General features: G+C 63.6%; 11 protein-coding genes and 1 other annotated feature. Of the genes, 6 read left to right on the top strand and 5 right to left on the bottom strand.

Annotated elements, in window-relative coordinates; translation table 11 throughout:
* Positions 1-2 precede the first annotated feature (2 nt).
* The 3 genes from ACJH6H_RS07690 to ACJH6H_RS07680 all read left to right on the top strand — a co-directional run bounded on the left by ACJH6H_RS07690 (position 3) and on the right by ACJH6H_RS07680 (position 3704).
* A complete protein-coding gene (locus ACJH6H_RS07690) occupies positions 3-1130 on the top strand; it encodes a glycosyltransferase family 4 protein (protein ID WP_244872546.1) in 1128 nt (375 codons plus the stop codon).
* A gap of 245 nt (positions 1131-1375) precedes the next feature.
* Positions 1376-2335, top strand: a complete 960-nt coding sequence (locus tag ACJH6H_RS07685) for a glycosyltransferase family 4 protein (RefSeq protein WP_406774595.1) — start codon at positions 1376-1378, stop codon at positions 2333-2335.
* A gap of 97 nt (positions 2336-2432) precedes the next feature.
* Positions 2433-3704, top strand: coding sequence for a hypothetical protein (locus ACJH6H_RS07680; protein WP_406774594.1), 1272 nt, complete (start codon positions 2433-2435; stop codon positions 3702-3704).
* Here the strand turns inward: ACJH6H_RS07680 and ACJH6H_RS07675 are convergent.
* The 3 genes from ACJH6H_RS07675 to ACJH6H_RS07665 form a co-directional block, all read right to left on the bottom strand.
* Complete coding sequence (locus ACJH6H_RS07675) at positions 3649-5178, bottom strand: serine aminopeptidase domain-containing protein (protein ID WP_234789599.1); 1530 nt, start codon at positions 5176-5178, stop codon at positions 3649-3651. The genes ACJH6H_RS07680 and ACJH6H_RS07675 overlap by 56 nt on opposite strands.
* Before the next feature lie 401 nt (positions 5179-5579).
* Positions 5580-6841, bottom strand: a protein-coding gene (locus tag ACJH6H_RS07670; RefSeq protein ID WP_406774593.1) for an IS3 family transposase whose coding sequence is annotated in 2 segments (ribosomal slippage) — positions 5580-6538 and positions 6538-6841 — 1263 coding nt in all. Because the reading frame shifts where the segments join, the coding sequence is not laid out codon by codon here.
* Positions 6411-6542: a sequence feature (AL1L pseudoknot), on the bottom strand. It overlaps the preceding gene by 132 nt.
* Before the next feature lie 134 nt (positions 6842-6975).
* On the bottom strand, positions 6976-7221 hold the full coding sequence (locus tag ACJH6H_RS07665) for a hypothetical protein (protein ID WP_064858246.1): 246 nt from the start codon (positions 7219-7221) through the stop codon (positions 6976-6978).
* Between the two features lie 562 nt (positions 7222-7783).
* On the opposite strand from ACJH6H_RS07665, the gene ACJH6H_RS07660 reads away from it, so the two are divergent.
* Positions 7784-8302, top strand: coding sequence for a fibronectin type III domain-containing protein (locus ACJH6H_RS07660; RefSeq protein WP_212811439.1), 519 nt, complete (start codon positions 7784-7786; stop codon positions 8300-8302).
* Between the two features lie 49 nt (positions 8303-8351).
* Here ACJH6H_RS07660 and ACJH6H_RS07655 read toward each other — a convergent pair whose 3' ends face one another.
* Entirely contained in the window at positions 8352-9347 is a 996-nt protein-coding gene (locus ACJH6H_RS07655) for a hypothetical protein (protein ID WP_165605494.1), read from the bottom strand.
* A 94-nt stretch (positions 9348-9441) separates the two neighbouring features.
* Between ACJH6H_RS07655 and ACJH6H_RS07650 the strand changes: the two genes are divergently transcribed.
* Positions 9442-9783: a hypothetical protein gene (locus ACJH6H_RS07650; RefSeq protein ID WP_131808694.1), complete on the top strand. Its 342-nt coding sequence runs from the start codon at positions 9442-9444 to the stop codon at positions 9781-9783.
* Positions 9771-10601: an alpha/beta hydrolase gene (locus ACJH6H_RS07645; protein WP_406774592.1), complete on the top strand. Its 831-nt coding sequence runs from the start codon at positions 9771-9773 to the stop codon at positions 10599-10601. The genes ACJH6H_RS07650 and ACJH6H_RS07645 overlap by 13 nt, the downstream gene beginning before the upstream one ends.
* 88 nt (positions 10602-10689) lie before the next feature.
* Here ACJH6H_RS07645 and ACJH6H_RS07640 read toward each other — a convergent pair whose 3' ends face one another.
* The gene (locus ACJH6H_RS07640; protein WP_406774591.1) at positions 10690-12999 is read right to left on the bottom strand and encodes a putative bifunctional diguanylate cyclase/phosphodiesterase; all 2310 of its coding nucleotides are present in this window, start codon (positions 12997-12999) and stop codon (positions 10690-10692) included.
* Positions 13000-13153: the final 154 nt, after the last annotated feature.

Here is a 13153-nt window from a genome sequence, read left to right as displayed (position 1 = left end):
GGGTGCTGACCCTGATCGATGGATTCCGGATGGGTGGCGCCGAAACGCTGCTGGCGCACTTGGCCGTCGCCATGCGCGACACCGAGGTCGAGATGGACGTCGTCGGCCTCGATCGTGCCTCGGTCAACGCCGAGAAGACGATGGCGATCCTGTCCGAAGCCGGCGTGCACCCTCACTCGCTGGGTGTACGCCGATTGCTGGATCCCACCGGTATTCCCCGCCTGGTGCGCGAGATCCGCAGGGGTGACTACGATCTCGTGCACACGCACCTTGAAATGGCGGCAACCTTCGCGGTGCCGGCAGCGAAGCTGACCGGCCGTCCGGTGGTATGTACGTTCCATCACGTCACGCAGCGCTGGCCCGGCCGCGCGCACTGGCGCGAGCAGATCGCGGCTGAAGCCGCGACGCTTGGCGATCGAGTGCTGTTCGTTTCCGACGCCAGCCGTACATCGTGGGCAGACGTGCACCGCCGAGGGCGCATCCCGAGAAACTGGGATGTGCTGCACAACGGAATCGACGTAACCAACTTTCAGCCCGGGGAGGTCAAGCCCGCGGTTCGCGCGGAATTGGGCGGTGGCCCCGCGCCGCTCGTCGTGTTACCTGCAGCGTTCCGCTTTTTCAAAGGCATCCCGGTGGCAATAGAGGCGTGGCCGCAGGTTTTGCGCAAACACCCCGACGCAATTCTTTCACTCGTCGGCGGTGGGCCCGACGAGGCCGCATTCCGGAAATTGGTCAGCGACGCCGACTTGGAGCAGTCGATCGTGTTCGCCGGCGTTCGGTCAGACATGCCGGACGTCTACCGCGCTGCCGATGTTGTGCTGCTGCCATCGACGTTCGGCGAGAATCTGCCCACTGTCCTGATCGAGGCGTCGGCGTCGGGTAAGGCCATCGCGGCATCACGCATCGGCGGCATCCCCGACATCATCCTCGATGAAGGAACTGGGCTGCTGTTCGAGCCCAATGAACCGGCAGCCCTGGCCGCTGCGGTGAATCGACTACTGGACAATCCTGACTTGCGAAAAACGCTGGGCCAAAACGCAATCGAGCGCGCGCGCAACGAATTCTCGTCAAGTTCGTGGGCCCGCCGACTCAGCAACCTCTACTCTGATCTGGTTGAGCGTAAGCGTTGAGCGCCAAGGCGATCGACTACCTGGTGTCGCGATTTCCGATCATTTCGGAGACATTCATCGTCCGCGAGCTCGACGCCCTCGCAACCGGGGACGAGCGGGACGTCGGGCTGCGGTCGTTGTTCCCGTCTCCTGACCCACAGGTCCACGACATCGCGCGGCCATGGGTCGACAAACTGGCGCAGCCGGGCATGGGGCGAAGCATTGTCGGCCTGTCGTGGGCACTCCTGCACCACCCGCTGATCACCATGTCGATTCTGGCCGACATCGTGCGCGGCTACGGTCGACGGCCCGCATTGTTGCTGCGCGCCTTGGCTACCGTCCCGATCGCCACCGCTCATGCCCGAGAATTGCACGCATCCGGCGTGGCACGGCATATCCATGCGCACTACGCGACATATCCCGCCTTGGCCGCTTGGATCTGCTCACGCCTGGCTGGTGTGTCCTACAGCGTCACCGTGCACGCACACGACCTTTACGTGGACCAATCTATGCTGAGCCGCAAACTCGACGGCGCCGATTTCATCGTCACGGTGTCCGAGTACAACCGCCGTCTACTGTCGAAGTACACCGTCACCCCGGTGCAGGTGATCCACTGCGGAATCAACACCGCCGCATACCAATTCCGCCCCCGTACCATCCCGGAACGCGGCGCCATCAGGGCACTGTGTGTGGCCTCACTTCAGGAGTACAAGGGCCACGAGGTGCTCCTCCGCGCACTGTCCCTCGGCGGGCCCGGCGTCGATCGGATCGAACTCGATCTGATCGGCAATGGACCGCTGGACAATGAATTGCAGGCGCTGGCGGCACAGCTCGGTCTCTCAAAGCGCGTCCGGTTCCAAGGCGGACAGTCCGAGGCAGCAGTGAAGCAAGCGTTGGCGGACGCGGACTTGTTCGTGTTGCCGAGTATCATCGCAGCCAACGGCCAGATGGAGGGCCTGCCGGTCGCCCTTATGGAGGCACTCGCGAGCGGAATACCAACGGTGTCAACAAGTTTGTCGGGAATCCCGGAACTGGTGGTACCCGAACAGACCGGGCTGTTGGCAAGGCCGGCGGACGCACAGAGCCTGCGTGACACCCTGGAACGGCTGATCGCGTCCGGCCCCGTCCTCGATGACTACGCCCGCGCCGGACGCCGCCTCGTCGAACAGCAATTCGACATCGCCTCTACCACGGCAGTATTGCGGGCACTCTTCGCCAAGGTCTAGGCAGTTTATTGGCCCACAAGCCACCATCGCAGCTCACCGTGAGCTATTCTCGCGAGACCACACAGCGAATCCACTGAAAAGATCGGCCGGGTGTGCCGTGAGTGACGCTATTAATGTGCGGTCACGGGGCCACCGCGGCGCGCCGCCCCGCCGGCAATCCGGCGTGTTCGTCTTCCTCGACCACGACTCGCTCTGGCACAGTTTCCATCAAGTAGCGGCCCTGATCCGCCGCAACGGCATTCCATCCATCAGAATCACCACCGCCACGGCCGGCAGGCTCGAACGTCTTGTCCAATCGCTGCTCTATGCGCGGTGCTACTACCTGCCGGACATTCAGGAATTGGAACATCTACCGGAACTTCTCGAGCCGTTCACCGTGGCGCAGGTGTTCCTGACGGAACCCATGATGGTGGGCCTGCCCGACGATCTCTATGACAGCCTGCCGGCGGCAGTGGCCGACGATGTTCGACGCAGGGTGACATACAGTGACAAATCACGTGCCGCATCTTTTGCCGCCGCGTTGGGAATCGAGACTCCCCAGCAATTGGCGGCGTGCGCGGTCACGCCGACCGACGCGGCCGAGCAACTCGGTCTACCGCTCGTCGTCAAGACCAAGCTGGGAGCGTCAGGCGCGGGCGTGGTGATCGCGAGGACCATCGGCGACATCGAATCTGCCGTTGCCAGGTTGGATCTCGGAGGCGACTGCTTCTTCGAGCGATACGTCGCGGGTCAGATCGTGTCGTATGCCGGAGCGGTATTCCAGGGACAGATCGTCCAGGACATGACTCATCAGGCCGTCAAACTCCCCACCGATCCGACGTGTGCGCCACTGGCTTTCGAAGTGGTCAATGACGAAGTTCTGCTCAGCGTCGGCCGGGCGCTTTGTCAGGCGCTGAATCTCAGCGGGCCGATCAATCTACAGAGCATCCGTGATGCGGCCGGGAAACACTGGCTGATCGACCTCAACCTCCGGCCCTACGGCCCGATGCTTTCCTTTGAGCAGGACAAGGTCGATACCGCCGCTGCGTTTCTCTATGCCACCGCGATCAGCAGTGCGTGTCCTCGACAACGGACCGCGGTGCCGGGAACTCGAGTTGAGGCCTTTCCCTACGATGCCGAGAATCTCATCCGAGGCGGGCAGCCGTGGCGCGCCGTGGGCCTGTATCTTCTTCGTTCGTCGGCATTTTGGCGAATCCTTGGCGCAAATTATGTGCTGTACGTCTTACTGGCCGCTGCCGCTCATCGGGCTGACGCCATGCGGGCGCGTACGTGCAAGAAGAGCGGCTCCGCAATTGCGGAATTGACCGCGGCCGTCACGGCGACGCGGAAAATTCTCGTCGCGCCGCATCCACCAAGTACTTCCGCATAAATATTTGCAGTCCGCGATGTAGGACAGCGTGATCCCCGCCGGGCACGGCGGTCAGCTTCGGCGTCGACCCGCGACGTGCCAGTCGATTCGCCCCAATTGGGCCACGATGCGCCTGATACCACTCGTAGTCAGATGGGGACAAGACGAGCTCAGTACGCACACCCTTTTTCATAAGGGGAGTCATCAGCACTTCGGGAGCCTGCGTGTAACCCAAGTGTCCCAGAAGCAACCAGCCTGGATATGGCAGGTCGTCCCGTAGCAGTTTCTTGACGGTTTCCCACGTCCGCTGTCTCAGTCGCGGTGGGTTGTCGGGTGCCTCGGCCATGTATGCGAAGCGTTCGGCCACACCATCGACTCGCCGCCACGAATACAGCAGGAGATTCAGGAGCACCACCAGACGCACGCCATATCGCGAACCCGCGTACGCGGAATTCCATGCACCGGAGCAGATCCCAGTCATCATCAGGTTGCGAGACGGCACCCCCAGTGCATGGACGGCAGCCGTCACGTCAGATTGAGCGGCTGCTGAATGGATCCCGGTGTATTGGTCGTTCGCGATACCCGTCTCACCGACACCGCGGCGGTCGTAGCGCACCACGTTGACACCTAGCGTCGCCAGCTCCCGCGCTGAATCTGGCCAGATCCGCCCTGAGCCCACACGATGTTCGCAAGCCGTGTTGTGGATCAATACAGTGGGACCGTCCTCACGAGTTCCGGCGATTGCAGTTCTGATGCCAAACAACCGGTCAGGCCCGAGCTCGACGAACGACTCGACAATCTCCCGACCGTCGGGCAACACCTCGACGACGGCGGAACCCAGCAGGCCAGGACGAAACGGTACCGATTCCGACGCGCTGTTCGCATCCATCCACTTCTCGATCGCAGCCACCGTATCCGTCGGGATTTTGAAGAACACGCTTCGCGGCTCGAGAAACTCCGGTTGCCCAGAAATCACCTGCGCTTCGCAGGCCTGGACGTCGAGGCCGGCGAGCCGACGGTCACCGACATATTCCGGTCTGGTCAGCACCAGCAGGCGAGCAGCGTTGACCACACTCGGCATCTTCAAAGCGCTCAACTCAGCAGCAGCGGCGGACGACAACGGCATGCCGAGGAGTTGTACTGCGCCTACCTCGTCGGGCAGTTCGTCCGAGCCGCCATCGGAAACTGATACCCGGTAGAGCGACTGCTGTTCGCGCACATACCGACGACCATCGGTCACGGGGTCCCACAGGACCACGCACTCGAGCCCGGCAACCGACTCGGCGGCCACAGCCGCCAGCAGTGCGCCGGCTCGCACGCCGACGAGCGATACCCGCTGAACCCCAGCGGACCTCATGTAGTCGACCGCGGTTCGGACGCCCTCGACAAAGTCCGTCACAGCACTGTCGCGAGACTGCGCTCCGGTCGAGTCCCCGGTACCCGGGTAATCGAACCGCAACACCGCAAAACCCTTGGCGCACAACTCCTGCGCCAACAACTTCAACCCTCGATACGAATATAGCTGCTGCCTGCCGAGCGGCGGACAGATGATCACGCCCGCCCGCGCAGCTCCACCCTCAGGCGAATGCACAACGCCAAACAGTCGCGATCGCTCTGGTCCGAACCACGTCGGCTTCCCCCTCATGGCCGATTCCGGCCCTGTCTGCCCATCCACCGCGCCCCCGGTAACAAAAGTATTTGCCCAATCTACATGTATGTGCACACTATTGCGTCATCGCCGCCGTCTGTCGCGCACGTCCAACCCCCCGTTGCGAAGTGGACGAAATTGGGCTCGACAACACCAGTGTGCGCTTATGGACAGCAGTTTTAGCCAAATCGTGACTAGCCTGCCGCACCAGTTTCAATGAATCGCCCTGGTTGCGATGGAGGCTCGGGCTATTGGATTTCGACCAGGGGTTGGTCGGTCCGTTTCGTAGCGTAGAACGCGGCTTCGAACTCTGCGGGCGGGACGTCGCCGAGGTAGCCGTGGAGGCGGCTGGTGTTGTGCCAGTGCACCCAGCCCAGGGTGGCCAGCTCGACCTCCTCGACGGTCTTCCACGGCCCCGGACGGGCCGGTCCGTAGATCATTTCGGACTTGTAGTAGCCGTTGACGGTCTCTGCCAACGCGTTGTCGTAGCTGTCGCCCACGGTCCCGATGGAGGGCACGGCACCGATCTCGGCGAGGCGTTCGCCGTACCGGATGGACGTGAACTGCGATCCGGCGTCGGAGTGACATCGCAAGTCCGGCAAAGTCTTTCCGCGTGACCAGCGGGCCATCTCGATGGCATCGAGGACCATCGTGGTGCGCATGTGGGATGCGACCCGCCACCCGACGATCATCCGGCTAAAGGCATCGGTGATGAAGCAGACGTAGGCCACCCCGGCCCAGGTCGGGACGAACGTCAGATCGGTCACCCAGAGCTGATTGGGAGCGGTCGCGGTGAAGTTCCGCCGGACCAGGTCGGGATGGCGCGCCGCGGTGGGGTCGGGTTTGGTGGTGCGCACCCGCCTGCCGCGGCGGACCCCGGTGATGCCGGCGGCCCGCATGTGTCGGGCGACCTGATCGCGTCCGACGTCGTGACCGGCCCGTTGGGCGGCCTTCCAGAGCTTGCGGGCGCCGTAGACCTGGTAGTTGTCCTCCCAGAGCTGCGTGAGTGCGGGACCGATGACCGCGTCGCGGCACGCCCGCGCGGATGGCTTACGGGCCTGGGTCGCGTAGTAGGTGCTCGGGGCCACCTGCACGCCTGCCGATCGCAGGACGGTGCAGATGGGCTCGACCCCGAACTCGCCGCGGTTCGCGTCGATGAAGGCGACTACTTCTTGTGTTGGCGGTCGAGCTCCGCCCCGAAGAAACTCGCCGCTCGCTTTAGAATCTCGTTGGCGCGCTTGAGTTCTCGGTTCTCCTGTTCGAGATCCTTGATCCGCTGTGACTCCGTGGTCGACATCCCGGGTGCGTGGCCGTCGTCGATGTCGGCCTGACGTACCCAGGAGCGGACCGACTCGATCCCGTAGCCGAGTTGACGCGCGACCCGTTGGACGGTTCCGTGGTCGGTCCCCAACTCTTCCCGCAGGGCCCGCACCATCCGCACCGCGGACGCCTTCTCATCGGGTGTGTACCTGCGCGTCGTCGGCTTCCCGGGCGACTGTTCCTTCGGCATGGCTCCATCCTCGTTTCCAAGGTCGGGAGCCTCCAGCATTTCCAGGGCGATTCACAACTCTCGGAACGTATTGTTTGGCGGCGAAAGCACGATGTCGCCCGGACCACAGTCCGCTGAACCCGGAACATTTGCCATCATCGACAATTTAGAGGGTTTGACATGACGACCAAGGGGCGGGGTGCAAAAACGTGGACGGCACTGACTCGAGCGGTGAGCATCGCGTCCACCGCGATACTGATCGCGCCGACGGCAGGTGCTGAATCGTCTTTCACGGGGGCCGCAGGCCGCCCATTCGCGAGCACAAGCGTGTGGAACAGCGCCATCACATCCAACCCGGCGTTGATAAGCAACTCCGCGGCCATCGTCGCCAGACTCAGCATCGGCCAGCACGTCGCCAATCTCAACGAGTTCGGAATACCGATCTACAACGCATCGGCCTCGTCGCCGGTCGTCTCCGTTCGATGCACACAAGCTTGGGGTCCATGCCCATTGCCCACCGCGGTGCGTCTACCGGCAGGTGCACTGCCCAACACAGGCAGCGACCATGCGCTGATCTCCATCGACTGGACCGCGAACCCCCCTGTTTCGTACGACTTCTGGGGTGCTGCGCAGCCGTCCGGCGGAACCATTTCGACCAGCTGGGGTGGCATCACGTACGACCTTGCAAACGGTTCGGGCATCGGGCCGGGCGGCGGCACAAGTGGATCCGCCACAGCCACAAACGTTTCGCGACTCGCCGGCGTCGTCAGGATGCGCGAAATCCAGGCAGGTTTGATTCCGCACGCACTGGCCATTGCATCGAGCCTCGCGTGTCCGGGGTACTTTCGCTACCCCGCATCGCATACCGACGGTTTCGACGCAAGCGCGAACTGCGTCCCCGAAGGCTCACGGGTTCAACTGGATCCGTCGATCAACGTCGGCGCACTGCCTTACGGGCAACAAGTGATCGCGAAGGCACTCCAGACATTCGGTGCGTACGTCGTCGACAATGCCGGGGCGTCCATCGCGGTGGTTTTCGAAAGTGATCCGAGCCTGATCGGCAAGCCCGGCCAGATTCCGGCTGCCTACCAAAGTGCCGGTCTCGCATGGGACTACTACGACATGAACGCGATTCCGTGGAGCCGCTTACGCGTGCTGCAGCAATGGGACGGCAACGTCGATGTCACCCCGCCGACCGCACCGGCGGGCGTCACTGCCGTCAGCGTCGCCCCGACCAGCGTCACGGTGGCCTGGCAGGCATCGAACGACGGACAGGGTTCCGGAGTCGTCGGTTACTACCTCTGGCGTGGCGACCCCTCGGGACAGTACTGGACCATGGTGGCGTCGGGATCGTCGGCTACCCTCGCCGACCGATCGGCCCTACCCGGCCAGACCTACCTGTACGGAGTGCGCGCTCAAGATGGTGTCGGCCGGCTGTCTTCGTCATCGAACATCATCTCGGTGCGGACACCTGTCGGTTGATCCGACCGGCAGATGACGGCCGAGCACGCGGTTGGATCACCAACCGAAATCACAGCGCAGACAGCAGTTCCGTCAGCTCCGTGTACATCCGGTCAAGCGCCGCCTCCACAACTTCCCCCGACACGGTGGCTTCGCAGTATGTGACGGAGACGTTGCGACTGTTGGTGGTGTCGGAAATCAGTAGCGTCATCGCATCGGGTCGATCGAGGTCGACGAACGCAGTCGCCAGTTGCGGCGCATCACGCACCCACGGTAGGTGATCGAATGGAAGCCGGCCCATATCACTCACGGACAGCCGAATCCGTTCTGTGCCAACGTCTGGTTCTGCGGCTCTCGTGCGGGTAAAGCCACCCAACAACGAGCGGAGCGCGCCGATCCCGATGGACATGATGGGCCATCCTGTTTCAGTCACTTTGCGCAGCTGAGCCGTGATCTGGTCCGGCGGCAATGTACCTATCCTAAGTGGAATCCCGATCGCGAAATTTCCCAGGGCGGCCGCATATTCGCGAGGCAGGTACCGCCGGCAATTGAACAACACCACCACATGCTCGTCGATGGGCAGCTGCACTGATCGCAGCGCGGCGAGCCACAAGGCTGACATCACCGCCACCCGCGTCGAGTCGGGCGCATGCTTGTCAACCCAATCCTGCAATCGACCGATCTGGCGCGCATCGAACCGACGTGTGGCGACTCGCCTCAACGACCGCCAATCGGCCACGGCGCCGGCTTCGGAAATACCAGAAGTTCTGCGCCGCTGTTCTTTTCGCAGAGTCCAGAGCGATCTCAGCAGCGCAGGGCGCCTAGCGTAGTGCCGCCACAACGCCCGCCAAACCACGGTATGCGGCAGATCCGACGGCAACTCCGGTAGTCCGGCAGCCAGCGCACCGATGATGCTCAACCCGTAATGTCCGTCACCGACCGCGTGTGGGTATTCGACGGCAAGGAAACCGCCGGAGACGAAGACGTCGGTTGGATTCCGCCGACCCTGGCGGTGTCCGATCCCGGTGAGAAAGGCGCCGAGATCGATTGAGGCAGTGTCTGCCACGACGTGAACCGCATCGTCGATGAGATCAGGACGGTACGGCCAGCACGCTTGGCTCTGGCTTGGCGCGATCGCAATCCTGGGGGTTGCCGAACTTGTGACTATCGTCGACAGTCGGGATTGCACCTCATCGGCGGTGAGCCCCTCCAAGGGTCCGACGACTGCAACTATCCGACTGCCGGACCAAGACCTGTCCAAGGGAGTGGAGCGATACACCCCGGTCACGTTGCCCCACCAGCGCTTTCGCATCGACATCAACATGCGGCTCCCCGCCATAATGGTCGCCACCGGTCCAAAGTTACCGCAGACGCGAAAACTTCCCGCGTCAGATGGTCATTTCGACATCATCGAACTCCATTTGCGTCGCTACGCAGCTCTGGGCAAATCGCCACGCCTGCTGCGCCGGGTTGATGGCATGATGGCGCCATGGCCCAGCTGACCCGGCGCGCCTTCATCGGTTGCGGCGCCATCGCCGGCGCCGGAGCCGTCGGCGCGTATGTACTGGGCACGACTGTTCGCCGGCCCCGTGCCACCGCACATCCGGCCCCCGCAACGAGCGGAGCCAATACTTTCCTCTCCGAGGCGCGGGGCGGCGTGTCAACCAGGTGGGCCATCGCACGGCCACCCGGCCGTGGTGGGCCGCTTCGCCCTGTCATCGCGTTGCACGGCAGGGGCAGCAATCTCGACGAGACCATGTCGGCAGACTTTCCGGACCGCCTGGATGAGATTGTGAAGGCAGGATTGCCGCCGTTTGCAGTCGTCGGCGTCGACGGCGGCGACAACTTTTGGCACAAGCGGGCCAACGGAGACGACCCGGGAGCCATGGTGCTCAATGAGCTGATACCGATGCTGGCCGGGCAGGGCCTGGATACGTCGCGGGTGGGGTTCCTGGGCTGGTCAATGGGCGGGTACGGCGCACTTCTCTTGGGCGCCCGGTTGGGTCGCGCCCGGACGGCGGCGATCTGCGCTGTCAGCCCAGCACTGTGGACCTCGCCTGAAACGGTGCCGGAGGGAGCCTTCGACGGCCCGGAAGACTATGCCGCGAACTCGGTATGGGGACAGCGCTCGTTGGCCTCGATTCCGATCCGGATCGACTGCGGTGAGAGCGACGGGTTCGCTGCCGCAACCAGAGCTTTCATCGCTCAATTGCCGAACGGCGCCGCAGGCGGTCTCTCACCCGGCGGTCACGGCCCCGCGTTCTGGAACCCACTGATGCAAGACGAACTCGCGTGGCTCGCGCCGCTCATGGCCCGATGATTGGTGCAGACTCTCAGCGCTTACTCGCTCTCGGTGCGCCCATAGATCCGCACAATTTCCGAGAACGCGGGTCACAGAACTCGGCCCGCTAGATGCTCGCTGCGACGGGCCGCGGAATGCTCGGCGGAAAGTCTCGCCGTTCACGAAGCCAGGCGGGCACGCGATCAGCGGCGATGGGCGTGCTGTAGAGATAGCCCTGCACAACGTCGCACTTGAATTGCTTGAGCCGAGCGGCAGTTTCGCCGTCTTCCACGCCCTCAGCGACGACGCGGGCACCCAGATGATGGGCCAGCGAAATGATGGAGCGGACGATTTCGGCGGCACGATCGTCCTTGAGGACAGATGCGACGAACTGCCGGTCGAGCTTGACTTCGTCCACCGGAAGGTCGCGCAGGTAACTCAACGTTGAATAGCCGCTGCCGAAATCATCGATCGCGACCCGTACTCCGGTGTGGCGCAACCCGTTCAAGACGTACTGAACGCGTCCCAGCTTGCTCAGCATGAAGTCCTCGGTGATCTCCAGCGTCAGGTCGGCCGCAGAGATCCGGCGTTCTTCCAGCGCCTTGGCGATCCGCCGGGGCAAGGCGATGTCAGTGAGGCAATTGGCGAATACGTTGACTGCCACGGGAACAGCCAGTCCCTCACCGCGCCAGCGGGCAACGTCGTCAAGCGCCCGCTCGATCACCAGATCGTTCACCAAGGTGGTCAGGCCATGCGAACGCACCAACGGCAAGAAGCGGTCGGGGGCCAGCAGGCCGAGTTCGGCATGGGGCCAACGCAATAGGGCTTCCACGCCCATCATGGCGCCCGAGATCAGGTCGAACTTCGGTTGGTAATACAGGCAGAGTGCCTCACTGTCGATCGCCTGGCGTAGCTGGCCCAGCAGCCGGACCGTCTCGGTCGGCCGTGCTCCCAAGGCCGCGGTGCGCGTTGTCGTCGCAGCGTCGTCGTCAATGTCGCTGTCCCTGCCGTGGATGTACGCACTTCGCAGGTGCGAGTTCTTGGCGATTTGAACGGCCGCCGCCGCTCGCGCGAGCAGATCGTCGGCAGTCAGGTCGGCTTCGCCCTCGGTGGCCACCGCCAGGCCGACGCTCGGTCGGATCAGCAGGTCGTGCCCGTCGATGATGAACGGGTCGGCGAATGCCTGGACCAGGCGGTCTGCCACGGCCCGGCCGCGCTCGACACCGCCGTCCATGAGTACCGCGAACTGCCCGCTGTCCAGCCGTGCGATGACATCGTCGAGGCCGACGCTCGATCGGATACGGCCGGCGGCCAGGTTCAGCAGGTCGTCTCCCGCACCACGGCCATAGGCCGCGGTCACCAACGCCAACTCGTCCATATCGAGACGCGCAACCGAAACGCCTTCGGCGGCATGGCCGGTCCGGGACAGCAAGGAAGACAGTCGGTCGCGCAACGAGATCGCGTTGTCGAGGCCGGTCACCCGGTCCTGCTCCAAGAGTTCTCGCGCGGCGGCCCGTAGGCGTTGGTTCTCGTTGAACGTCACAATCTGACGCACCACGGTCGTCACTACGAGCACGAGGGCCGTGATCGCCATCGGGACGCAGCAGGCGGCCGCCACATGCAGTAATTCGATGCAGCAGACCGCGGTGGCGATGACCAATGGCACCACAGGAATGGCCGCGGACCATCGCGGCGCGGCCGCTGTGTCAACGTCGGTGGCGGACACCGTTTTTCCCTGGTGTCGGCTGGCCAACGCAGCGAATGCTAGGCAGATCAGCGCCGCACTCCAGCCGAGATCCATCATTCGGTGCGCCGTGCCGCTCCCCCACATGTCGACGAACAGCATGGCGATGTTCGAAACCGCACCCAGGACGTTGCCTATCGTCAGCAGCAGAAGCACCAGGCGGTGTCGGCGATCGACAGCGCTCAACACAGCAATGGCGACGGCAACCAACACCAGATCGGCGATCGGGAAAACCATGGCGAACCACGATTGCCAGCGGTGCTCGGCACTCATGGCAAAGCCGTCTCTGAGCGCCACCACCCAGGCCAAGGCGAACACGGCAAGGCCGATGATCGCACCATCGAGAACCAACCGGGCCCTGGTCCACGGTGAGGTACCGGATGCCAGCAGGACCAGACCGACGCACGCCGCGACCGGATACAGCAGCCCGACCAGGTCGACTGCGGCCGGAACCACCACCGGGGTGCCTCCGAGACGGAGTTCGGACAGCATCCATATCGTCTCGACGACCGACCAGCCACACAAGCCGACCATCAGACTGATCCACGCCGCACGGTGTCGACCGTGCGATCCCACTGCGGCGGAGATCGCACACGCCACGGCAAACAGCGCGAGAGCGACCATCACGGCATCGACGACGACTGCGCCGGCGACGCCGCTGTCCGCGCTCGCAATCAGAACCTGCCGCACCACAGGTGCCTCCAGTCCGGTGTGTTCGTGCAATCGTAGCGACAACAGTGGGGTTAGCGTGAACGACCCGCCCAACCCTGCCCGGTCACAACCAGCCTAGGTTCCCGCGGGTAGAAAACAGCTTCTATCACGCCATTTCTTCGCATACCGGCGAACT

The organism is Mycobacterium sp. SMC-21 (genome assembly GCF_045310825.1).
GTDB lineage: Bacteria > Actinomycetota > Actinomycetes > Mycobacteriales > Mycobacteriaceae > Mycobacterium.
Note: the sequence above shows the minus strand (reverse complement) of the source record. Positions and strands in the feature narration are given on the sequence as shown.

Excerpts from the sequence above, each read along its gene's own strand:
- ACJH6H_RS07685 (WP_406774595.1), top strand. The coding sequence starts at position 1,376 with ATGTCGATTCTGGCCGACATCGTGCGCGGCTACGGTCGACGGCCCGCA.
- ACJH6H_RS07665 (WP_064858246.1), bottom strand. The coding sequence starts at position 7,221 with ATGCTGAGTCTGGCGACGATGGCCGCGGAGTTGCTTATCAACGCCGGG.
- ACJH6H_RS07645 (WP_406774592.1), top strand. The coding sequence starts at position 9,771 with ATGGCCCAGCTGACCCGGCGCGCCTTCATCGGTTGCGGCGCCATCGCC.